The organism is Burkholderia sp. AW49-1 (assembly GCF_053427845.1).
On sequence record NZ_JBSAXF010000001.1, the window covers coordinates 178,376 to 199,240 of the forward strand.

21 protein-coding genes are annotated in these 20,865 nt (G+C 68.0%); 13 read left to right on the forward strand and 8 right to left on the reverse strand.

Going from position 1 to position 20,865, the window contains the following annotated elements; all coding sequences use genetic code 11:
- Positions 1-4 precede the first annotated feature (4 nt).
- The 6 genes from sctS (at position 5) to ACV22W_RS00740 (ending at position 3,527) form a co-directional block, all read left to right on the forward strand.
- On the forward strand, positions 5-268 hold the full coding sequence (gene sctS / locus ACV22W_RS00715; RefSeq protein ID WP_046547810.1) for a type III secretion system export apparatus subunit SctS: 264 nt from the start codon (positions 5-7) through the stop codon (positions 266-268).
- A gap of 9 nt (positions 269-277) precedes the next feature.
- Entirely contained in the window at positions 278-1,114 is an 837-nt protein-coding gene (locus ACV22W_RS00720; protein ID WP_448017287.1) for a hypothetical protein, read from the forward strand.
- A 166-nt stretch (positions 1,115-1,280) separates the two neighbouring features.
- Complete coding sequence (locus ACV22W_RS00725; protein ID WP_448017288.1) at positions 1,281-2,390, forward strand: secretion protein; 1,110 nt, start codon at positions 1,281-1,283, stop codon at positions 2,388-2,390.
- A 30-nt stretch (positions 2,391-2,420) separates the two neighbouring features.
- Complete coding sequence (locus ACV22W_RS00730; protein WP_176045394.1) at positions 2,421-2,651, forward strand: type III secretion protein; 231 nt, start codon at positions 2,421-2,423, stop codon at positions 2,649-2,651.
- Positions 2,652-2,744: 93 nt separating this feature from the next.
- Positions 2,745-2,948 carry a hypothetical protein gene (locus ACV22W_RS00735; RefSeq protein WP_448017289.1) on the forward strand — a complete coding sequence of 68 codons (204 nt, stop codon included), beginning with the start codon at positions 2,745-2,747 and terminating at the stop codon, positions 2,946-2,948.
- A gap of 123 nt (positions 2,949-3,071) precedes the next feature.
- A complete protein-coding gene (locus ACV22W_RS00740; protein ID WP_046547806.1) occupies positions 3,072-3,527 on the forward strand; it encodes a CesT family type III secretion system chaperone in 456 nt (151 codons plus the stop codon).
- A 49-nt stretch (positions 3,528-3,576) separates the two neighbouring features.
- Here ACV22W_RS00740 and ACV22W_RS00745 read toward each other — a convergent pair whose 3' ends face one another.
- On the reverse strand, positions 3,577-4,431 hold the full coding sequence (locus ACV22W_RS00745) for a methionyl-tRNA formyltransferase (RefSeq protein WP_448017290.1): 855 nt from the start codon (positions 4,429-4,431) through the stop codon (positions 3,577-3,579).
- Positions 4,432-4,663: 232 nt separating this feature from the next.
- Here ACV22W_RS00745 and ACV22W_RS00750 point away from each other — a divergent pair, with 232 nt between their 5' ends.
- A complete protein-coding gene (locus ACV22W_RS00750; protein WP_448017291.1) occupies positions 4,664-5,293 on the forward strand; it encodes a GNAT family N-acetyltransferase in 630 nt (209 codons plus the stop codon).
- Positions 5,294-5,339: 46 nt separating this feature from the next.
- Here the strand turns inward: ACV22W_RS00750 and ACV22W_RS00755 are convergent, their stop codons facing one another.
- The 6 genes from ACV22W_RS00755 to ACV22W_RS00780 form a co-directional block, all read right to left on the reverse strand.
- Positions 5,340-5,771, reverse strand: a complete 432-nt coding sequence (locus ACV22W_RS00755) for an outer membrane protein assembly factor BamE (RefSeq protein ID WP_448017292.1) — start codon at positions 5,769-5,771, stop codon at positions 5,340-5,342.
- A 49-nt stretch (positions 5,772-5,820) separates the two neighbouring features.
- Entirely contained in the window at positions 5,821-7,077 is a 1,257-nt protein-coding gene (locus ACV22W_RS00760; protein WP_448017293.1) for a hypothetical protein, read from the reverse strand.
- Positions 7,078-7,183: 106 nt separating this feature from the next.
- Entirely contained in the window at positions 7,184-7,975 is a 792-nt protein-coding gene (locus tag ACV22W_RS00765) for a winged helix-turn-helix domain-containing protein (protein ID WP_448017294.1), read from the reverse strand.
- A 505-nt stretch (positions 7,976-8,480) separates the two neighbouring features.
- A complete protein-coding gene (locus ACV22W_RS00770; protein WP_448017295.1) occupies positions 8,481-8,954 on the reverse strand; it encodes a GNAT family N-acetyltransferase in 474 nt (157 codons plus the stop codon).
- Positions 8,955-9,056: 102 nt separating this feature from the next.
- Positions 9,057-10,136, reverse strand: coding sequence for a hypothetical protein (locus tag ACV22W_RS00775; RefSeq protein WP_448017296.1), 1,080 nt, complete (start codon positions 10,134-10,136; stop codon positions 9,057-9,059).
- A 237-nt stretch (positions 10,137-10,373) separates the two neighbouring features.
- Positions 10,374-12,944 (reverse strand): hypothetical protein, encoded by a 2,571-nt coding sequence (locus tag ACV22W_RS00780; RefSeq protein WP_448017297.1) that lies wholly within the window; start codon positions 12,942-12,944, stop codon positions 10,374-10,376.
- Between the two features lie 316 nt (positions 12,945-13,260).
- On the opposite strand from ACV22W_RS00780, the gene ACV22W_RS00785 reads away from it, so the two are divergent.
- Positions 13,261-13,890, forward strand: coding sequence for a hypothetical protein (locus ACV22W_RS00785; protein ID WP_448017298.1), 630 nt, complete (start codon positions 13,261-13,263; stop codon positions 13,888-13,890).
- Between the two features lie 148 nt (positions 13,891-14,038).
- On the opposite strand, the gene ACV22W_RS00790 is transcribed toward ACV22W_RS00785, so the two are convergent.
- A complete protein-coding gene (locus ACV22W_RS00790) occupies positions 14,039-15,229 on the reverse strand; it encodes a helix-turn-helix transcriptional regulator (RefSeq protein WP_059525725.1) in 1,191 nt (396 codons plus the stop codon).
- 281 nt (positions 15,230-15,510) lie between these two features.
- Here ACV22W_RS00790 and ACV22W_RS00795 point away from each other — a divergent pair, with 281 nt between their 5' ends.
- From ACV22W_RS00795 to ACV22W_RS00815, 5 genes are all read left to right on the forward strand, one after another.
- Positions 15,511-16,449 (forward strand): alpha/beta hydrolase, encoded by a 939-nt coding sequence (locus ACV22W_RS00795; protein ID WP_448017299.1) that lies wholly within the window; start codon positions 15,511-15,513, stop codon positions 16,447-16,449.
- Positions 16,446-17,570, forward strand: coding sequence for a bifunctional 3,4-dihydroxy-2-butanone-4-phosphate synthase/GTP cyclohydrolase II (gene ribBA, locus ACV22W_RS00800; protein ID WP_448017300.1), 1,125 nt, complete (start codon positions 16,446-16,448; stop codon positions 17,568-17,570). Before ACV22W_RS00795 ends, ribBA begins: the two co-directional genes overlap by 4 nt.
- A gap of 172 nt (positions 17,571-17,742) precedes the next feature.
- Positions 17,743-18,165, forward strand: a complete 423-nt coding sequence (locus ACV22W_RS00805) for a helix-turn-helix domain-containing protein (protein ID WP_448017301.1) — start codon at positions 17,743-17,745, stop codon at positions 18,163-18,165.
- A 2-nt stretch (positions 18,166-18,167) separates the two neighbouring features.
- A complete protein-coding gene (locus tag ACV22W_RS00810; protein ID WP_448017302.1) occupies positions 18,168-19,502 on the forward strand; it encodes a type II toxin-antitoxin system HipA family toxin in 1,335 nt (444 codons plus the stop codon).
- Positions 19,503-19,606: 104 nt separating this feature from the next.
- Entirely contained in the window at positions 19,607-20,842 is a 1,236-nt protein-coding gene (locus ACV22W_RS00815; protein ID WP_448017303.1) for an NADH:flavin oxidoreductase, read from the forward strand.
- The last annotated feature ends 23 nt before the right edge of the window (positions 20,843-20,865 follow it).

Below are 20,865 nucleotides of genomic sequence, written 5' to 3' on the forward strand. Positions count from 1 at the left end.
TGCCATGGACGTCGATTCGCTGGTTCACGCCGCCACCCAGGGCATGCTGCTGTGCCTGACGGTTTCGTTGCCGTTCGTGATCGCGGCTGCCGCGGTCGGGCTCGCCGTGTCGTTCGTCCAGGCGATCACGTCGCTGCAAGACCAGGCGCTGCCGTTCGCGGTCAAGCTGATCGCCGTGACGATCGTGCTGGTGATCGCGGCGCCGCTGTCCTGCGCGGCAATCCTGCATTTCGCGAACGAGATGATGCGAACGGCGTTTCCCAACTGACGCGTGGCCATGATGACACGTATCGGACCCCACTCCACCGCGCTCGCCGAGCAAGCAGCGGCCGCGCACCGCAATTCGGCGAAACCGTCTCGCGCGAAACCGGGCGGGCAATTCGCGACGCTGTACCGCGGCACCCGCTTCGCGCACGGCGGCATGCAGGCGCAGCAGAACGCGGTGCAGGCGCAGCGCGCGAAGAAAATGGCCGCGCGGCTCGCACGCCGGCGCCGCGCTGCGCGCGGCAAGCGCGGCGCCGGATCGAGCGACGGTGCGGACGGCGCCGACAGCGTCGGCGAACCGCCGGAATTCGGGGTGTCCGGCGACGAGCGCGAACGCCGGGGCGGACACGGTGGCGGGCGCGGCAACCAGGGCGACGAGCAGGACGACGCGAACGAAACGGAACGCATCGCCACGGGCACGTTCAGGACAGGCCGCCGGCCCGCGGCCGGCGCGAGCGCGTCGCCGCATCCGGCGGAAGCGCCGCCCGCCCTGGCGCCCGGCCTCGATCCGCATGCGCTGCGCGACGCGTGCGCCCGCGACCTGCTCGCGCTGCAACGGCAGTTCGCCGCGCAGCCGGGCGCCGGCGTCGCCGCACATGTGCACGCATGGTCCGTGCGCTGGCTGCGCGTGCAGCAGTCCGGCGTCGCGCTGCCAGCGGCCGACCTCGAGATGTTGCGCGCGCAGCCGCCGCAGCGGGACGCGGCGGCCGGCGCCGCGCCGCTGCCGCAAGCGGCCCGCGATTTCAACATGCTGGCCGGCCTGCTGCTGCGCCAGTTCGACCGCCCGCGCACACCGCGCCAGTGCGCGGACGCGCTCGATACGTTGCGCGTGCTGCGGCGCATGCCGTAGCGCGGGGCGACACCCGGCGCTTCGTTCGATACGCGAAGTCTTCGCATCCGCGGCCGGCCACGCGCCTTTAGCCTCTACATTCACAGCGAGACGGACGATTCGCGCCCGTCGTGCACGGCGCCGCCAATTCGGCATACGGACCTGATATCGATTGAACGCTTCGCTCATGAAACAGCTACGGATACTGACGGGATTCCATGCGGGCGCGATGCTGCAGCTCGCGCCGGGTCAGCATCGGGTTCATGGTGGTGCCGATGCGGATATCCGTCTGACGGACTGGACCGGCGCGGACGTGACGCTCGACGTCGATCCGTCCGGCGTCGTTCGCGCGCTCACGCGTATCGACGCTCCGGACGGCGAGCCCGCGGACGCCGCGGTCGAACCGGAAACTGTGATCCTGGTCGACTTCGTGCCGATGCGGTTTGGCGAGACGATCCTGTGCTTGGGCCCCGACGACGTGCCATGGCCGTCGGATCTCGACCTGCTGTCGACGCTGCTGACCCGGCCCGCGGACGCGCGGGTCGACGCCGAACGGCGCAAGCGGCGCCGCTACTACGGCGCGCTCGTCGCCTGCATCGCGATCGGCATCGTCGCCGGTACGGCCGTGCTGCTGACCACCGCGCCCGACAGCGAAGCCGCGTTGCGGCATGGCGCCGACTACCGGACTACCCGCATCCAGGACGCGCTCGCGGCCGCGCACATGACCGAGCTGCAGGTGCGCACGGTCGGGAACACGAGCGTCGTGACGGGCATGGTCGCCAATCTTGCCGACGACCAGCTCGTCCGCTCGACGCTCGCGAAGATCGCGTCGAAGGACGTCGTGCGCAGCTACGACGTCGCGCAGAACGCGGTGCACAGCATCGAGGATTCGCTCGGCATCGCGGGCGTGCGCGTCAGGTACCTGGGCAACGGCGCATTCGCGATCACCGGCACGGTCGACAGCAAGGACGCCCTCGACAAGGCCGTCACGCGCGTGCGTGCCGACCTCGATTCGAACATCCGGCGGCTCGTCGTGCAGGCGGTCGAGAATCCCGGCCATGCCGCGCCCGTGACCGGACAGTATTCGGAGATCGTGTCGTCGGACACGGTGCAGTACACGCAGACGCCCGACGGCGTCAAGCATATCTACATGACGGATGCGCCGGCCGATCCGGTGCCGGCGTCCGGCGTGCCGGTCGCCGCCGGCCCGGCGGAACCGTCCGTCGACAGCAGCACGATCACGCGCAGCGCAGCGCAGGTGCGCGCCGCGCCCCACCCCGCTGCGCCGGACTCCTGACTTTCCACCGACCTCGACAGGACACGCGACATGTACGAACCCATTACGCCCTACGCCAAGCAGTTCGACAACCTTTCCGCGATCGCCAGGGACCCGAACGCCGCGCCGACGATCGACGGGATCCAGCGCGCGCTCGCCGAGATCGCGGAGAACGTGAACAACGCGACGCCCGGCGCCGACATCGACAACCGGAATCGCGCGACGCTTTACCGTGGCCTGCTGGCTGCATCGCGCGTGATCCAGCAGATCCGGCACGCGTAGCGCGCTCGACTTCCGTTCTGTTCCGCTGCGGCCGCTGCCGCTCGAGAACGGTTTATCCGCAGTAACCGTCGTCACTTCACAAGGAGAATCAACATGGCAGGTGCATTAGCAGGTGCAGGCGAAGCAGTCAGCAGCATCGCCGAATCAACGGCGGCACAGACCGCAATCACGAAAGCGAGTTCGGCGGCTGCCATTGCCCAAGCCTCGAACAACGCTCAGCTGAATGCCGCGACGGCCACCGCCAACGCCACCAATTCGGCAACGGGTTCGCTGAAGGACATCGCGAAGAACCAGTAACGCGATTCGCACGCCGCACCGCGGCGCCATCGCCGGCGCAACAGGCCAGCCCGACCCGGTCATCCGGCGGGCTGCGCCGCGCCGGCCTCCTCCCTCTCCCGCTTTCGCCGTGTCTGCCCGATCATGAACGATCCCCGCTATCTCGAACTCGTGGCCCAGTTCTGCGCGGTCGTCGGCCTTCACGACGTCGACTACGTGCAGGAAACCGGCTCGGTCGAGGTCGAAGGGTTCGAGGTGCGCCTCGAGCACGTCGAGCGCGACCAGGAGGCGATCTACGCGAACTTCCACTTCGGCACCGTCACGGCGGGCCGCACGCTTCACATTTTCCGGCTGATGCTGGAAGCCAACCTGCTGATCTATGCGCAGGACCAGGCGCAACTCGGCATCGACGCCGACACCGGCTCGATCGTCCTGATCCTGCGGCTGCCCTTCGATCCCGACTTCAGCGGCGCCGATCTCGCGGACCTGCTCGTTCACTATGCCGACCACGGCCGCTACTGGCGGCAGAACATCATCGAGTCGAGCGACGAGATGTTCGAGGGCATCGCGTCCGGCGAATTCTTCTGGCTGCGGGCGTGACCCCGTGACCGGCCGAATCGCGCCGCCCGTACCCGCCGCGCACCGCGGATCACGGCCCGATGTCCGCGCGGCGGGTCAGGCTCAGCGTGCTCCATTCGAGCAGCGCGACGAAGCCGTCCGGTACCGCGATCACGGTCCAGCGGCGGCTTACGTGCGCGATCGCGCCCGGCTCGCACGCATGCCGTTCGTGCCAGCCGACCGCGCGCCGCACGTAGAGCACGCTGCCGCCGACGTGCGCGACGCATTCATGCAGCCCATTGGCCCGGACCTGCGTCATCACGTGATCCACCGGCCGCGTGAAATCGAGAGTGCGGTCGGCTTCCGACGGCATTGGCCAATGACTGCCGCCCGCCTGCGGCGCGCGCGCGGCCCACAGCGCGTCGAAGCGGTATGCGACCTGCCGCGCGAGCCGGCAGCCGGCCATCTGCACCTTGAGCTGCAGGCTTTCGTGGCATTCGTCGGCGGCGAGCGCGAAGCGCTCCTGCGCAAGAATTTCGCCGGTGTCGAATTCCGGCGCGATCCGGTGACAGGTCACGCCCCATTCGCGGTGACCGTCCAGGATCGCGCGCATCAGCGGATACGGGCCGCGTGCCTCCGGCAGCGGCGAAGGATGAAAGTTGATCGCATGCCGGACGTACGGCGTCCAGTCCGGAATCCGCCAGCCGTATCCGGCGGCAACCAGTACGTCGCAGTCGAGATCGCGCAGCGTGCGCAGCGCCGCCTCGTCGATTCGCGACAGTTGCAGCGGCAGGCCGTGTCGCGTCGCATGCGACACGATCTCCGCATTCGAATTCACGCGGTCGTCGGTCACGAAGCTGAACAGCGAAACGGGTGTCCATCCGGCGCTCACGAACGTCTCGAGTACACCGTGAAACAGATCGAATCCTGCGAGTGCGAAGCGCATGCGATATCTCCATCGGAGGAACGGCGGCGGTCGCCGCCAGCGACGCGGCCGGTCATGCGGCGCCGCGCATCCGCCAGCATGGCATGGCGCGCAGCGTCAGCCGCGCCACGCGGCGAACCCGGCGCCACCTGCGCGAAGACGTTCCGCGACGCGCGTGCAGGTTCGCGCGTTCGCGCCGCGGCGCATGCCATTGCGCAACACTGATACGACCGATCGATGACGAGCGATCATCATGCGACTCCCTCCGTTGACCCACCTCGAAACCGAATGGCTGATACTCCGCCCGCTTGTGCCCGGCGATGCACCTGCGCTCTTCGAGCAGATGCTGAGCGACCCCGAAACGATGAAATACCTGCCGATCGGGCGTCACGGCGATCTCGCGCAAACCCACGCGTATATCGCCGAAGCCCGCCGCGGCTGGCGTGACCGGACGCTGATCCGCTATGCCTGCGAGTGCCGCGCCACCGGGCAGCTCGCGGGCGTGATCGAGCTCACGCCCGACCTGCCGTGCGTGCGCTTGTCGGTGATGACCGCGAAACGCGGCGGCACGCGGCGCCGACGCGCATGCCTGATGGCGCTGCAGGAGCTGCTCGGCTGGCTGCTCGGCCAGCGCGGCGTGCAACGGATCTACGCGCACTGCGTGGCCGGTGGCCCGGCCGGCCATTGCATCGAGCGCCTGGGCTTCCGGTGCGAAGCCGTGCTGAAGCGTCACGAGCCGCAGCCGAATCGCGATATCGACGCGGCGGACTGCCTGCTTTACGTGTTGACTCGGCACGCGTGTCCGGTCGTACCGGCACCCGATGCCGGCACCTGGCTGCGCGAACTGCTGCGCGATTCGTCCGGCGGCCGCGCGCGGCTGTAATGCACGCGGGGCCACCCGCCATGCAGCCTGCGCGGCCTGCGCCGCGTTACGACGCGTCCGCCGGGACCGACGCCGCGGTCGCTCCAGGCGTGACGTATTGCGCGCACGCAGGGTCTTTCCAGTAAGTTGCCTGAACCCGCCGGAGTGTATCGAATTGCACCTGGTACTGACACGTCGCGTATTCGCCGGGGCGGCCGGTTCGCAGTTTGAAGAGGTAGTTCCATGCGCGGACGCCGTAGGTGCCTTCGCTGAAATGCGGCTCATGAATCAGCAGGTACACCTGGTTCTCGGTGATACCGGGCACGACTTGCCGCAGGTCGCGCACGCTGACTTGCTTGCCGCCGGCCACCCACGCCGTGCCCGGATCGGGAAACACCGGTGCGCCGGTTGCCTCGGCTGGCGGGGTCGCGCTGCACCCCGCGATCAGCATGCCGCCCAGCAACGCGATCGCCGCGCCCTGCATCGTGTCGATTCTCATGTCGAAGCCGGAAATCCCGAAAGTTGAAAAGGAATAAAGCGCCGCACGCTCAGGCGCCGCGCCGCGTGCATCCCGCACGGCAGTACCAGCGGCAGCGCAGGCTGCGACGATGCGGGCAGCTGCCGGCCGGCGCGCGCGGGCGCCGTTCGTCCAGCCATTCTCGCGCCTGTACCACGTACCGCACGACGTTCACCACGCCTGCGGCTTCGTTGCCCGACGCGACGGCGACGGACGACGGATCGCCGGCATCCGCGCCGGCGCCGGTACCGATGCCGGCCTCGTCGGACGACGCGGATGGCCGTGCATGACGGGTCACCCATCTGCGTTCGACGAGATTCGCCTCCAGCGCGCGCACACCGGGCAGCGCCGCGCCGTGGGCGGCCAGCGACCGCCCTGTGGCGGCCGCGAGCGTGCCTGCGCGGCGCACCGTCGCACTCGCGTAGCGGCCGGCCGCACCGGCTGCGTCGGCTATCACGTCGCGTGCGGAACGGGGCGGCGGTGCAGCTTCGCCGCGCCGCGCCGCCGGCATCTGCGACGTGGTGGTTGCGGGTGGCATCGGAGACACCCGGCTTTCGGCGTCTGGCGGCGCTTGATCGGCAGTCGCGGCGGGTGCCTCGGGCCCGGCACGCGGCGGGGCGGCGAGCGGCGCTGCCGGTCCGGCGAAAGCCATCGCTCCGGCTGGCCCACGCGCCGTTTTGCCAGCTTCGCCATCGACATGCGGCCCGACGTCGTACTGGCTTGCCGTGCGCGACATCGGCTGCACACCGGCGGCCGACGGCCATGCGTTTTCGGCACCCGGCTGACGAAGCAACGCGGCCCCAGGTGCCAGCTGCAGCGGCAACATTCCTTCTAGGGCGGCCGGATCCGGCGCCCGCCGCTGCCCCGCGTCGCCACCTTCATCCTGCACGATGCCCGACGCCGCATCGTCACCGGTCTGCATGCATCCGGTGAGCGTCGGCAGGATGCCCGTCTGCGTGGCCTGCCCCGTGCCCGGCGCCGCCGGCCCGGCCGCGCCACCGCGCATGCCTGCACCGGATGCGCCGGGCGCCGTGCGCGGCCATGGCGTGCCGTCACGCGTCGGCCCGGGCGTCGTGCCTGCGGGCTTGCCCTGCGTCTGCCCGCCACCGGCTGCGCCCTTCAGCTCAGCGCCTCCGCCGCCAATCAGCGCAAGCAGGCTCAGCACGACGTCGCCGTCGAGCTGCTCGGCATCGCGCACGGCATCCGCCCGCGTACCGTCGGGCCCGCGGGCGTCGTCGGTCCGGGTGGCTTCAGTTGCCGCGCGGTGCGATGGAATGTGCGAAGACATGGGGGCGAACCGGGGTGAACTGGATTGCGCGCACGGCCATCCGGCGACGCCGCGGCGAGCAGCGTGTCACCGCTCGATCGACCCTCGCGCGTGCCCGTGTCATGCGTCAGCGCCCGCTGGTCGCGTGCCGCGCGACCGGCGCATCGAAGTCGTCGACATACACCGGCATCGTCGTGCGTTGCCGTACCGGCGCGACGCGGTGCTCGCGCGTCTGGATGAAGATGCGGTAGCCGACGGCATACACCGTGCGCAGGTAGACACCATGCTCGCCGTTCAGGCTGAGCTTCTTGCGCAGCTTGTAGATGTGCTGTTCGAGCGAACGGCTGACGACGTCCTCCGGGCTGCCCCACACCGCCCGCGCGATCTCGCCGCGGGCGACGTACTTGTCGAATTGCGAGAACAGCATCCACGCGATCGCGAACTCGCGCGACGTGAGCCGGATCACGTCGCCTGCCACGCTGACCGTCGATGCGTGGCGATCCAGCCGGTACGGGCCGCACGTCAGTCGCTCGCGGTCCACGCTGCTGCGCGTGCACTGTAGCCGGCGGCTGGTCAGGCGCAGACGCAGCAGCAACTCCGGCAGGCCGATCGGCGCGAGCACGATCTCGTCCGTTTCGTAGTCCAGCAGGTCCACGGCTTCCATGCTGTCGTTCGACGAGCAGATCAGGATCAGCGGCGCGCGCTGGACGCCGTGGCACGCGCGATGGACGAGCACGGGATGCTGCGGATCGATGCCCGCCTCCATGCTGATCAGGATCGCGTCGAACTCGCGACGCGTGAGCGCGCGGGCGAAGCTCGTTTCGTCGTCGAAGCGCTCGACGGCGATGCCGTTCGCGGCGAGATGGCTACAGATTGCATCGCGCCGAGTCATGTTTTTGGAGAAGACCGCGAGATTCATTATCAGCTCGTTCCCTGGATGAGCAGGCAGGACATGCGTCGTCCATGCCGGCCGGCGAGCGGCGTCATGCGAGGAGCGATGCCAAGGTTCCGACTGCGGCAACTGGACGCCCCGGCTGTCGCGACAGGCTGCGCCGGCGACGGCGGATGCGATGGATGCAACGTACAGCTCCGGCTCGGTTATCCGGATCGTGAGTGGAGAATGTCTGGCCAATCGGCGAAATATGCCGCGAATAGGGATATTTTGCGTCGCCTGAAATTCGTCATGCATGCAACGATCATTGGTACCTGATACTAATGAATGAATTCCTCCGGGAAAGATTCGATTTGTTTATCTTTAATACGTAAACAAATGAATATCGATTCGATAAAGAGTTTAAGTAGATTCTGCAAGTCACGGTGAAAACGATTATATGGATTTATGCTGACTCTTTCATGAAGCGTATCCGTACCGCTCGCGGGAGAGACGTATTCGGCTTGCCGCAAGATCGCTCGTCCCGCGCGCATCACGCCTCCGCGCACTCCGGTTGCGCCAGGTCGCGGTTCATCGCCGCGAGGTAGCGGCCGTCGAGGAAGCGGCACTCGTGTTTCAGCATGCCGTAGAGGATGAAGTCGGTCCGGTCGGACGCCCCCTCGCGGATCACGCCTTCGCGCCGGAAGCCGAGATTTTCGTCGAGCTGCTGCGCGGCAAGGTTGTCGGCGCGGACGTAGCCGCTGATCCGGTTGCAGCGCAACAGAATGAACGGAAAGCGGAACGCCGCGCAGACGAACCCGGGCGTGATCAGGTGCGGCGAGCCGGCCACCGCGAAATGCATCGCCACGTTGGGGCCGTTGTACGCCTGGTACACCACGCCCGCCACCAGCCTGCCGTCCTTCTCGAGGCCGATCGCATCGTCGTAGTTGGGGTAACGCGCCTCCCCAGTCAGGGACGCGACGAACTGCATCACGTCCTCGCTTCGATCCAGAATGAGCCGTCTCATGCCAATTGCGATTGCCATGCGGCGACGCGCATCGCGCCTGCCGCGTCGTCAGTGATGTCCGGGCCGCGGGCTGCCGCGGCCGGTCCGGTCGCGCCCGCCACGTCAGACGGTGACCGTCTGACCCTGCGGATCCACCGGCCCGAGCCCCAGCTGGCTGAGCTTTTCGACTTCCTTGCCGGTCGTCGCATCCTGCGCTTCGCCCTGGCTGCCGCGCAGGTCGCCTGCCGACACGCTGACGTCGGACGCATCGATCGTTTCGCGGCCCTGCGGCTGATGCTTGCCGTTGGTCGAGCCGGTATTCAGGATCTCGGCTGCCGTGCTCTTGCCGCTGTCGAACGTGATCGAGCCGTCCGGGTTCTGCTTTCCGATGCTCTTGCCGCTCTTGTCGTAGAGGTTGCCTTGATCGTCCATCTGAACCTGCACGGTACCCTTATCCGTGCTGAGCTTCACGTTGTGCAGCCCCTCGCCGGCCTGTCCGGAGCCGCCCAGGCCGACCGGGAGCCCGCCGCTCGCGAACGGCGAGCTGCCCGATTGCGGCACGGTGCCGTTCGGCGACGCGCCGTCGCCGAGCGTGATCGTGATGGTCTGGCCGCCAGTCGGCGAATTGCCCAAGCCGATATTGACGTCCTGGCCGCCGGGCATGCCGTTGGCGCCATTCGCGCCGTTGTTCGGCGGGTAGCTCACCGGAATCGTCGAACCGGCGTCCGTGCCGCCTGATCCGTTGCCGTTCGGGCCGCGCAGGTCGCCCGCCGACACGCTGACATCGGACGCGTCCATCGTTTCGCGGCCTTGCGGTTGGTGCTTGCCGTTCGCCGAACCGGTATTCAGGATTTCGGCCTCGGGGCTCTTGCCGCTGTCGAACGTGAACGAACCGTCCGGATTCTGCTTGCCGATGCTCTTGCCGCTCTTGTCGTAGAGGTTGCCCTGGCTGTCCATCTGCACCTGCACCGTACCCTTGTCCGTGCTCAGCTTGACGTTGTGCAGCCCCTGGCCCGCGCCACCCAGACCGTTCGCGCCGCCGTTGCCGCCAGCCGGCGGCTTCAGGAGCGCGGCCAGCGAACCGGCGTCCAGCGTGAAGTTCACCGGTTGGTTGGCCGGCGATGCGCCATCGGCTCCGGAATTGCCGAAGTCCGTCGGCGTGGTCGTCGACGGACTGACGGTAATCGTGATGTTCGCGGCCATATCGGACACTCCTGTCTTTGATTGGAAGTATTTACCCGGCTTGCATTTCGTGCGGTCAATATAGGTGAGTGGGTGACACGACATGGGAGCCGGTGCGTATCGACGCGCATAAATACGAAGCGAAATATCGATTACGACGCGTCACAATTACCTGACCCATACTAATAATCATGAAAAAATGACTGCCCTTCCTGCAATCGTCCGTTTCTTCGCCGATCGCCGGTCATTGCCGCGACCCTAGCGCCGCCCCATTGCCGAACCGAGCGCCGATTCGAGACGGTCGGCCGGCGACTGCGCCATATGCCTGACGATCGGATCGGGATCGTCCTTCATCTGCTTGGCCTGATCCTCGTCGAGCGGCTTCTGCGCGACACCGCCGGCCGCGGTTCGCAGATGCGCGATCGCTTCCATCTTCGACATCCCGAGATCGCGCATCAGTTGCAACGCCGCAGCGATGTCGCTGCCACCGTCGGACCGCCGGTCCTCGTCGACCGCCTTGCGATAAAACGCCTTCAACTCCTTGTGACGCACACCGCCGCTCGCCTCCAGGTAAGCGGGTGCCAGCGAGTGCCGGCCATGGCTCTCTTCGAGCATGCCGACCACGCGCGCGGCCGCATGCTTCTTCACGAGGTCGACCTCCTGCTTCTTGTTGTCGGTCGACTTGTTCTCGTTGAACTTGTCGAACTTGATCGGCAGGAGGCGCCCGATGCGCTGCTGGTTGACGGAGTCGCGAATGCCATCCCAGTCGCCTTTTTCCGTCGCATCCGGCTCGCCGTCGAACTGCTTCTTCAGCCGGTTGCGCATCGCGCCATCGGCGATGGCCGCCATCTTCTTGTCGCGATAGTGCTGCTTGAGCGAATGAGCCGCCTTGCGGTTGTCGAGCAGGTCGCGCCCCGACAGGATCGCGCCGCCCGCGATCGCCGCGGGTGCGACGCCATGCGTGCCGACTGCCAGGCCGACGCCGGCCCCGATCCCCACCGCCGACATGGTCGTCTTGATCGCGGACCGGACCACGCGGTTCTTGCCCTGGACCTCGGCGATGTAGCGTCCGGTCAGCACGTCGAGCATCTTTTCCCGCTGGGGGCCTTCGGGCTGGCTCAGGATCGCCACCTTGAGATCGTAGCGGGACTGGAAATCGGTCTTTCTTGCAATTTCCGACAGCGACACCTCGTGGCCGCCCGTCTTGATCTTCGGGTCGTCGTTGGAGGGCGGCCAGTTGCCCAGTTGCTTCTGGTAGCGGCTCTTGCGCATCGCGGACGAGCCCAGTTCCTGCGCCGCGTAGACCGTATTCACGCCTTCGTGCGCCAGGGCCAGCGCGGACGCCGGCGACGAGGTCAGATGCGCTTTCGTCAGGCCCTGCACGATCCCGCCTTCCGGTTTCGTCTTGTTCAGCAACTGGGGCAGCGCGTTTTCATTGTCGACCCGGATCCACCGACCGAATCGGCGCAGCGCCTTCGCGCCGACGGATGCGTTCGGCACGAGCTGGCCCAGCGCTTCGCCGTGCGGGCGCGGCGCCGCTTCCTGCTTCCCGGTGGTCGTCGTTCCGTCCGTTTTCTTGTCCGGCGGCGCTTCGCTGCTTTTGCGCGTGGTCAGGTCGCCCGGCGGCTTGGTCGTGACGGGCGTGGTCAACGGCGGAGTCGGTCCCGACGACGGCTTCGGCGTCGTCGCATCGATCCCGTTGCCGGCGGTCGTGTCCGATGTGCTGGTGATCGCCTCGTAATGCCCGTGTTGGTCCCACACGACGACACGATGCGTCGGCGCCTGCCCCTCTTGACGCTGGCTGCCGTGGAACTGGCCGATCGTCGTGACCGGATGCGCGTCGTCGACGCCAGCCTGCACGACGCCGACCTGCATGTCGACGCCGAACTTCGCGTTCACGAGCGAGACGAGTGCCGCGCCGTGCCCGCCTGCGTTGTCGTCCAGCAGCAGCATCCTGCCCTTCTCGTCCGGGTGCTGCGCGTCGAAGGCCGTGCGAATCTCGCTCACCGCCTCGTGCAGCGCCGAACCGTCGAGGTCGGGTCTCGCGCACTGCACAAGCGAGTAAATCGAGCAGTTGTTGCCGTGGCCGCTGTTGCGAATCGGCTGCATGTCCTGGCCGGCCAGCGCATGCTCGAAGCGCGCGTTGGACGAGCGAGTTGCTTCGCGTTGCGCGTCGCGCGCCGCCTGCGGCACATCGGCGACCGTCGACGCGTGCTTGTCCTGGCCGGAAGACGGTTTGACGGAGGGCGGTGTGCCGGCCGGCGTGTCGGGGTCGGCGGTTTCGCCGAAAAACGTGTCGAATACGCGACCGAGGCGCGCCACGTGGTCGCCCGTTGCGGGCGGGTTGGTCGTTTCGGCCACCTTGGCGGTCTTCGCGACCGGGGTCGTCTCGGCCTCCGTCTCCTGCAGCGTGGCCGCGACGACGGCCGGCACGTGCCGGGGCTCGGACGTATCGACCTCGCTCGTCTTGTCCGTGAGCGACGCGGGCCGGCTCTTCGACTTCAACGAAGCGAGCGATGCGTTCGAGCGCGGCGGCGACGATTTCCTGAGGGTCATGCCTGCCGTGCGTTCGCTGCCCGGCTGCGCGGTGTGCTGCACGACGCCATCCAGTGCCTTCAGCGTTTCCGCGCCCCAGTCGGACGACGTTTCCCGCGTCTTCTCCGTCGACTTCCGGGGCGAGCGCGTATCCAGCCCGGCAAGCAGCGGTGGCGGCGTCGCGCCCGGCGGCGCCTTCTGCTTGCCGGTTTCCGGCGTCTTGCGTTCGCCGGACGTCGTCGAGGGTTCGGGCTGCCGCCGCTCGAGCACGGCGTTGCTGATCTTTCGGAACATGGGGATCTCGCGGCAGGATCGTATTGCGCGCTACGTTGGCATAGTGCGGGCGCGGATCCGGCCACGACACGAAGCGAACACCATTTTCACGAAGGCCGTTCATGCTGACCCGTCAACGGATGCTTGCATCGGCGCCACGTGTCGCGCGGCGAATGCGAAAAGACGTTCAGGGAAGCGAATCCGTTGCGGTTTCGGGCGCGACGCATCCACTACACTCGGTCCGACGTGTTCGGCGACCGTCGCACCTTCCCCCGAAAATCTGTTGCCTGACCGGGGCCGCCGACACCTTCCCGATTCTTCCTGGAGCACTCCCGCCATGAAAATTTCGTCTGCCCGCAGCGGTGCCGTTTCCGAACACACGCAGGATAGCCCGGCCAAGCATTCCGCAGGAAAGCCGCAGGCGCCTGCCACGTCATTAGGACAGCTTTCCGATTTGTCCGCGATGGCACGCCCGAAGCGCGGTGCAGGCGCAACGGGTGCCGCGATGGGCGCGGACACCACCACCACGCCGTTTCATGCCGGCACGCAGAACGATTGCGGCCTGCATACCATCGCGTCCATCACCGGCTGGTCCGAGCCCACCGTGGTGCAGAAGCTCGGTCTGTCGGAGCAGGACGTGAAAAATATCAGCGCGCAAGGCATGCAGCCCGATACGATGACCGCCGCGTTCAAGCACATCAACAACGGCAACGTCGAGCATCGCCAAGGCACGGCCGACGATCTCGTCAAGGGGCTGGCGCAACTCCCCGAAGGTCATCAGTTCGCGCTCGGCATGCAGCGCGATGCGGGCATCGGCCATCTGGTGTCCGCGAAACGCGTCGGCGACCGTCTCGATATCACCGACCGTCAAGTCAACCAGACGACGTCGGTCCACAATGAGCAGGAGCTTCAGCAATACCTGCAGCAACAGGGCGCGTCGATAATCCACACCTGGTACAACAAGTAGGCCGTGCACCGGCAACCGGTTCTCTGCCCGATCCGGCCCGGCAGCGCCGTGGAGCGCATCGACGCACCGCACGCGCGGACCGCAGTCGACGTATCGACAAACGACGCCGCACGATACCGATGCGACGGTGTACGACGTGCCGCCCCGATCAACCGAGCGGCACCACGCTCCCGAGCAGGATCCGCACGAGCGTCGCCTGGCGCGTCACGCCCGTCTTCGAGAAAATCGCGCGCAGGTGCGTGCGCGCCGTGTTTTTGCTGATCCCCGACTCCTCCGCCGCCTCCTCGAGCGTCAGCCCGTTCGTCAATAGCAGCGCGAGCGACGTCTCGGCCGGCGTCAGGTCGAACAGCTTGCGGATGATTTCCTGCGCGCCCTGCGGCTTGCGGTCGGGGTCGCGCAGGAACAGCGTGACCGCCGGCCGGCGCTTGTTGTCCTCCGACCAGTCGGACAGCAGCACGGTGCGCACCAGCAGCCCGAGACGCGGCTTGTCGAAACTGCGCGTGATCGGCATCGCCTCGACGGTCGCCGCCGCCGTGCCGTGATGCCCCATCACCGCGTGGCGGATCAGCCGCTTGAGCGTGCGGTTCTCCTGCGCATCGGTCGCCTCGATCGTGCCGCGCGCAATCGTCAGACCGTTGTTCTGCTTCAGGATCTCGTCGGCGACGCTGTTCATGTCGATGATCGTGCCGTTCTCGTCGAGCGTGATCGTGCCGATCTGCATCCGGTTGATCGCGTTCGCGTAGATCGATCGCTCGACCTCGGCCGTGTCGAGCCGCGAATGGAGCTCGACCGCGCGCTTCAGATGCGGCAGCAGCAGCGCGCAGATCGCCTTGTCGCGCGCGGAGAACTGCTTCGACGCATGGTTGCGGCACACGCGGAACCGGCACTCGACGCCCGACGGCGTGCGCAGGTCCGCGCCGAGGATGTAGCGCACGTCCTGCGGCTTCAGGAACTGCTTGTACAGCTCGCTCGACAGCCAGCCCGTGTCGCCGAACACGTCGTCGACCGTGACCACGCGATCGGCCGGCAGGCCAACGAACGGGTCGAGCGAATAGTAGTAGTTGTTGTACGACGCCTCGCCGTCACCCGGCACGACCGGGCCGTATTCCGAAGCGTGCACGGACAGCGGCGCGCGGCGGTCGCTCGCGGCCGCGCGCAGGATCAGCGTCACGTAGTTGGCCTGCAGCAACCGGCGAACCAGCTCGAGCGCCCCCGCCCACGGCGGCGTTTCCAACGGTCCCTGGTAGATACGCGCCATCAGCTCGCTGAAATCCGCGACGCCGATGTCGGCCTCCTCGCTTGTTGACTGGCTCTCTTGCGGAGCCCATCTCGTCTCCATCAGCACGCTCCATCCTCCATGCAACTTGTGGTCGGTGCGATTCATCCGCGCCGCCATGATTAAGACGCGTCTTAATTCCGGCGTCATCGGGACATTCACTGAATGGTGAGCTTTGGCCAATCGGACGCGCGAACCATCGTCCGATCGGATGATGTGGCGCCCTGCCCGCTGCGCTGGAATGCCCGTCAGGCCGTGCCGACAAGCGTCCGGCGCGGGCTCAGGGAAAACCGCGATGCGGGTTTACCTGATTCAGACCGCATCCGATTCAGACAGGAGTTCCAATGCCGCTCGACCCTCAGGCGCAGGCGCTGCTCGCCGCGCTCGCCCAAGCGCCCGCGATCGATTTCGATCAACTGACCGTGCCCGCGTACCGCGCGAGCCTCGCCACCGGCAGCGGGTTCGCGCCCGGCGACGCGATTGCCGCCGAAGAGGACTGGCAGATCCCGGCGCCGGGTCGTCAGTTGTCCGCTCGACTGTATCGGCCCGATGTCGACGGGCCGTTGCCGCTGACCGTGTTTTTCCACGGCGGCGGCTTCGTCGCGTGCGGTATCGACTCGCACGCGAACCTGTGCCGCAGTCTTGCCGGACGGGCGCGCACGCTCGTGCTGTCGGTCGATTACCGGCTCGCGCCCGAAGCGCGCTTCCCGGCGGCCGTGCAGGACGCATGCGATGCCGTGCGCTGGGCCGCCGCCAGTGCGCGCGATCTCGGTGCGCGCGCCGGTGCGATCGCCGTGGCCGGCGATAGCGCCGGCGGCAACCTGGCCGCGGTCGCCGCATTGCAGCTGCGCGGCTCGGGCATCGCGATCGCGCACCAGTTGCTGCTGTATCCGGTCGTCGATTGCGCGACCGAGCATCCGTCATATGAATCGCTCGGTGAAGGCTATTTCCTGACGGCCGACGCGATGCGCTGGTTCAAGCGCCAGTATTTCGACGACGGCGCCGACCGCGCATCGCCGCTCGCGAGCCCGCTCGCCGTGGCGGACCTGTCGGGTGCGGCGCCGGCCACGATCGTGAGCGCGGAATTCGATCCGTTGCGCGACGAGGGCGAAGCGTATGCACTGCGTCTCGCGCAGGCCGGCACGCCGGTCTCGCTCGTGCGCTGGCCGGGCCAGCTGCACGGCTTCGCGAGCATGCTCGGCGCGGTCGACGCGGCCGATCGCGCGCTGACCTTCGGCGCCGATGCGCTGCGCCGCGCATTCGACGCAACGGAGGTGCAATGACGCTCGCCAGCACGTTGGAAATCGTCGACGAGCTGCGCGCGGGACGGATGGTCCTGCTCGTCGACGAAGAGGATCGCGAAAACGAGGGCGACCTCGTGATCGCGGCCGATCACGTGACGCCCGACGCGATCAACTTCATGGCGCGCTTCGGGCGCGGGCTGATCTGCCTGACGCTGACCGCCGAGCGCTGCGAGCAACTGCGCCTGCCGCCGATGGCCGATCGCAACGGCACGCCGTTCGGCACCGCGTTCACCGTCAGCATCGAGGCGGCCGAAGGCGTGACGACCGGGATTTCCGCGGCCGATCGCGCGCGGACGATCCGCGCGGCGGTCCGCGCAGGCGCGCGCCCCGACGATCTCGTGCAGCCCGGCCACGTGTTTCCGATCGCCGCGCGCCCGGGCGGCGTGCTGGTGCGCGCGGGGCACACCGAGGCCGGCTGCGATCTCGCGGCGCTTGCCGGGCTCACGCCCGCGTCGGTGGTCTGCGAGGTGATGAACGACGACGGCACGATGGCGCGGCTGCCCGAGCTGAAGACGTTCGCCGCGCATCACGGGCTGAAGATCGGCACGATCGCGGACCTGATCCATTACCGCCGCGAACACGAGTCGCTCGTCGAACGCGTCGGCGAACGGCCGCTGCATACGCCGTGGGGCCGATTCCGCGCGATCGAATATCGCGACACCGTGCATGGCGGGCCGCATCTCGCGCTGGTGCGAGGCGAGCCCGGTCCGTCGACGCCCGTGCTGACGCGCGTGCATGAATGTCACTCGTTGCTCGACCTGCTCGATGCGGAACCGTCCGCGCATTCATGGCCACTGCACGCGGCGCTGCAGCGGATCGATGCGGCCGGCTGCGGCGTCGCGGTGCTGCTCGACTGCGACATGCGCGGCGACGCGATGCGAACGCCCGCCGGCCACGCACGCCGCGACGGCCGCGTGACGGGGATCGGATCGCAGATCCTGCGCGACCTCGGCGTACGGCGGCTGAACGTGCTGTCGAGCCCGTTCCGGCTTCCTGCGCTGTCAGGGCACGACCTGGAAATCATGGCGTTCATCCCGCTCGGCGACGACGATCCGGAAAGCGCACGCGTTGCCCACGCCGGCCCGCTGCGGGCGGTGTGATGCCGGGCTGACGAGCGCGCGCCGCCCGCCCTTTCACCGATCCACGGGTTTCCGCCTGACAGGCTATCGTTTGTTTTTATGAATTACAGTCTAAAGTTTGTATTTTGACGATACATACCATAGACTGTATTTTTCGATTACAAGCGATCGCCTGTCATTTCGCGGAGAGCCCATGGCATTCCCAGTCCAGACCTTGAGCCAGTTGCGCCCGATCCTCGTCGGCTTCCGGAAGTCGGCGGGGCTCACGCAGGCGCAACTCGCCGCCCGCCTCGGCGTGACGCAACAGTCGTACGCGCAGCTCGAAGCCAATCCGACCGCGGTCAGCATCGAACGGCTTTTCAAGGTGCTGAACGTGCTCGGCGTTCGCCTGACACTCGTGCCGGGCACCCCGGACGATACAGCGGCGCCCGACGACACCACGCCAGCGCTCAAGCGCGCACCGGCCGCGCGCGGCCGGTCGTCCGGCTCGCCCGGTTCGTCGGATGTGCCGGCCCGCCCGCCGGCCGCCGCGAAGGCTCCATCCGCCGCCGCGCGCAAGCGGTCTGCCGCGGCGGCACCCGGCAAGTCTCGGAACCCCACGCGGGAGGACTGGTGACGATGGCCCGCCGCCCCCGCCACGATCGCCTCGACCTGTGGATGAACGGCATCCCGGTCGGATACTGGGAAGTCCGGCGCGGCGTCGAGCGCCTCGTCTATCTGCCGGCGTGGGTCGACGATCCGCAAGGCCGTCCGCTGTCGCTGTCGTTGCCGTTCACGCCGGGCAACCAGCCGCATCAGGGCGCGATCGTCGCCGATTACTTCGACAACCTGCTGCCGGACAGCCAGCCGATCCGCCGCCGCATCGCGCAGCGCTACCGGCTCGGGTCGACGGCGCCGTTCGAACTGCTTGCGTCGATCGGCCGCGATTGCGTCGGGGCGCTGCAGTTGCTGCCACCCGACGAAACCCCGGTCGACCTCGAATCGATCGACGGCACCGCGCTCGACGACGCGGCCGTGGCTGACGTGCTGCGCCACGCGACCGCCGCGCCGCTGCCCGGCCATGCGGAGCCGGACGGCGAGCTGCGCCTGTCGATCGCCGGCGCGCAGGAAAAGACCGCGCTCTTGCGCGACGGCAAGCGCTGGCTGCTGCCGACGGGCAGCACGCCGACCACGCATATCTTCAAGCTGCCGCTGGGACGTGTCGGAAACATGCAGGCCGACATGCGCACGTCGGTCGAGAACGAATGGCTGTGCTCGAAGATCGTCGCCGCGTACGGCCTGCCCGTCGCCGCGTGCGACATCGGCCGGTTCGACGACCAGAAGGCGCTGATCGTCGAGCGCTTCGACCGCCGTCCGTCCCGCGACGGCACGTGGATCCTGCGGCTGCCGCAGGAGGACATGTGCCAGGCGACCGGCACGCCGTCGGGCGCCAAATACGAATCCGACGGCGGCCCGGGCATCGCGACGATCATGGGCATCCTTGCGAATTCCGCCGATGCCGCGCAGGATCGGAGGAATTTCTTCGTCACGCAGCTCGTGTTCTGGGTGCTCGCGGCCATCGACGGCCACGCGAAGAATTTCAGCATCGCGCACCTGCCGGGCAATACGTATCGCAGCACGCCGCTGTACGACGTGCTGTCCGCGCATCCGATCATCGGCACGCGACGCAACCAGCTGCCACCGCGACGCGCACGGCTCGCGATGGCCGTGTGCGGGAAGAATCGTCATTACGTGATCGGCGACATCCAGCCGCGTCACTGGATCGCGCAAGGCGCGCGCGTCGGTCTGACCGAACACGACGTGCGCACGGCCATGGCCGATGTGGCCGCGCGCACCGAACCGGCGATCGCCACCGTCGCGTCGCGGATTCCGGCGGATTTCCCGGCGGACGTGGCCGATGCGATCTTCGACGGGATGCGTCGTCAGGCGCGCAAGCTGGGTACGGCCGAGTAGGCGGTGCGGGCACGGCCCCGGCGGCGGGTCGTCCACGTGGACGATGCAGCCCCGCACCGACTCGGCACAATGGTCGCCGTGCCCATTCCCGACGCCCGCCCGACATGGAACCCGCCACGCTCGATACCGCATTCAGCCGGCTGCAGATCGGCCCGCTGACGCTGCGCAACCGCCTGATCAAATCCGCGACCAACGAAGGGATGACGCCGAACGGCGTGCCGTCGCGCGCGCTCGTCGGGTTTCACGAGCGCATCGCCGCAGGGGGCGCCGCGCTGACGACCGTCGCGTACTGTGCGGTCAGCGACGACGGCCGCACGTTCGTCGACCAGGCGCGGCTCGATGCGCCGACGGTCCGGCAATTCCGCGCGCTGACCGACGCGGTGCATCGTCACGGCGCGGCGGCGTCCGCGCAGATCACGCATGGCGGCTGCTTCACGTTCCTGCCGTCGCTGTCGACGAAACGGCCGTTGAGCGCATCGGGCGGCTTCAACAAGGTCGGCGTGATGAGCGGCCGTTTCCTGAAGCAGGCGATGACGCGCGACCAGATGACCGCGATCGCCGACGAATTCGCACGGGCGGCGCGACATGCGCGCGACGCGGGCTTCGACGCGGTCGAGATCCACATGGGGCACGGTTATCTGCTGAGCCAGTTTCTGTCGCCGCTGTACAACCGTCGTCGCGACGCGTACGGCGGCGATGCGCCGCGCCGCGCGGCGTTTCCCGTCGAGGTGCTGGGCCGCGTGCTCGACGCGGTCGGCCGCGATCTCGCCGTGGTCTGCAAGATCGGCGTGACCGAAGGCGTGCGCGGCGGCGGAACCGCCGACGACGCGTGCGAGATCGCGCGGCGGCTCGAGGCCGAGGGCGCGCATCTGCTCGTGCTGAGCGGCGGGATGAACGTCGAGTCGGTGTGGCAACTGTTCGGCAGCCCGCTGCCCGGCGATGCGCGCGCGAACGCCGACAACGCGATCGTGCGCGCCGCGATGGCGCTGCAGAAGCTCACCGAGCCGAAGATGGGCGCGTTTCGGGAGATGTATTTCCTCGAGCATTCGAGGCAGGTGCGTGCGGCCGTCCGGATGCCGCTCGCGTATCTCGGCGGCGTGCGTTCCCGCGAGAACGTCGCGCTGGCGATGCGCGAAGGATTCGACGCGGTGGCGCTTGCCCGCGCGCTCGTGTTCGAGGCGGACTTCGTGAACGGGGTGCGCGACGGCCGGCTCGCGCAGTCGGGCTGCACGTCATGCAACCGTTGCGTCGTGTCGATGTACACGCCGGGCGGCACCGCGTGCGTGCTCAAGGCGCCGAACGATCCGGCGTCGAACCGCGTGCCGGCCGTGAGCGCTTGAGGTTACGCGGCGGCTGATTCCGC

Coding starts and splice junctions, on each gene's coding strand:
- ACV22W_RS00765 (WP_448017294.1), bottom strand. CDS start 7,975: ATGAATCTCGCGGTCTTCTCCAAAAACATGACTCGGCGCGATGCAATC.
- ACV22W_RS00810 (WP_448017302.1), top strand. CDS start 18,168: ATGGCCCGCCGCCCCCGCCACGATCGCCTCGACCTGTGGATGAACGGC.
- ACV22W_RS00750 (WP_448017291.1), top strand. CDS start 4,664: ATGCGACTCCCTCCGTTGACCCACCTCGAAACCGAATGGCTGATACTC.
- ACV22W_RS00775 (WP_448017296.1), bottom strand. CDS start 10,136: ATGGCCGCGAACATCACGATTACCGTCAGTCCGTCGACGACCACGCCG.
- ACV22W_RS00790 (WP_059525725.1), bottom strand. CDS start 15,229: ATGGAGACGAGATGGGCTCCGCAAGAGAGCCAGTCAACAAGCGAGGAG.
- ACV22W_RS00730 (WP_176045394.1), top strand. CDS start 2,421: ATGTACGAACCCATTACGCCCTACGCCAAGCAGTTCGACAACCTTTCC.
- ACV22W_RS00770 (WP_448017295.1), bottom strand. CDS start 8,954: ATGAGACGGCTCATTCTGGATCGAAGCGAGGACGTGATGCAGTTCGTC.
- ribBA (WP_448017300.1), top strand. CDS start 16,446: ATGACGCTCGCCAGCACGTTGGAAATCGTCGACGAGCTGCGCGCGGGA.
- ACV22W_RS00740 (WP_046547806.1), top strand. CDS start 3,072: ATGAACGATCCCCGCTATCTCGAACTCGTGGCCCAGTTCTGCGCGGTC.
- ACV22W_RS00785 (WP_448017298.1), top strand. CDS start 13,261: ATGAAAATTTCGTCTGCCCGCAGCGGTGCCGTTTCCGAACACACGCAG.
- ACV22W_RS00760 (WP_448017293.1), bottom strand. CDS start 7,077: ATGTCTTCGCACATTCCATCGCACCGCGCGGCAACTGAAGCCACCCGG.
- ACV22W_RS00805 (WP_448017301.1), top strand. CDS start 17,743: ATGGCATTCCCAGTCCAGACCTTGAGCCAGTTGCGCCCGATCCTCGTC.
- ACV22W_RS00725 (WP_448017288.1), top strand. CDS start 1,281: ATGAAACAGCTACGGATACTGACGGGATTCCATGCGGGCGCGATGCTG.
- ACV22W_RS00780 (WP_448017297.1), bottom strand. CDS start 12,944: ATGTTCCGAAAGATCAGCAACGCCGTGCTCGAGCGGCGGCAGCCCGAA.
- ACV22W_RS00745 (WP_448017290.1), bottom strand. CDS start 4,431: ATGCGCTTCGCACTCGCAGGATTCGATCTGTTTCACGGTGTACTCGAG.
- sctS (WP_046547810.1), top strand. CDS start 5: ATGGACGTCGATTCGCTGGTTCACGCCGCCACCCAGGGCATGCTGCTG.
- ACV22W_RS00735 (WP_448017289.1), top strand. CDS start 2,745: ATGGCAGGTGCATTAGCAGGTGCAGGCGAAGCAGTCAGCAGCATCGCC.
- ACV22W_RS00795 (WP_448017299.1), top strand. CDS start 15,511: ATGCCGCTCGACCCTCAGGCGCAGGCGCTGCTCGCCGCGCTCGCCCAA.
- ACV22W_RS00720 (WP_448017287.1), top strand. CDS start 278: ATGATGACACGTATCGGACCCCACTCCACCGCGCTCGCCGAGCAAGCA.
- ACV22W_RS00755 (WP_448017292.1), bottom strand. CDS start 5,771: ATGAGAATCGACACGATGCAGGGCGCGGCGATCGCGTTGCTGGGCGGC.
- ACV22W_RS00815 (WP_448017303.1), top strand. CDS start 19,607: ATGGAACCCGCCACGCTCGATACCGCATTCAGCCGGCTGCAGATCGGC.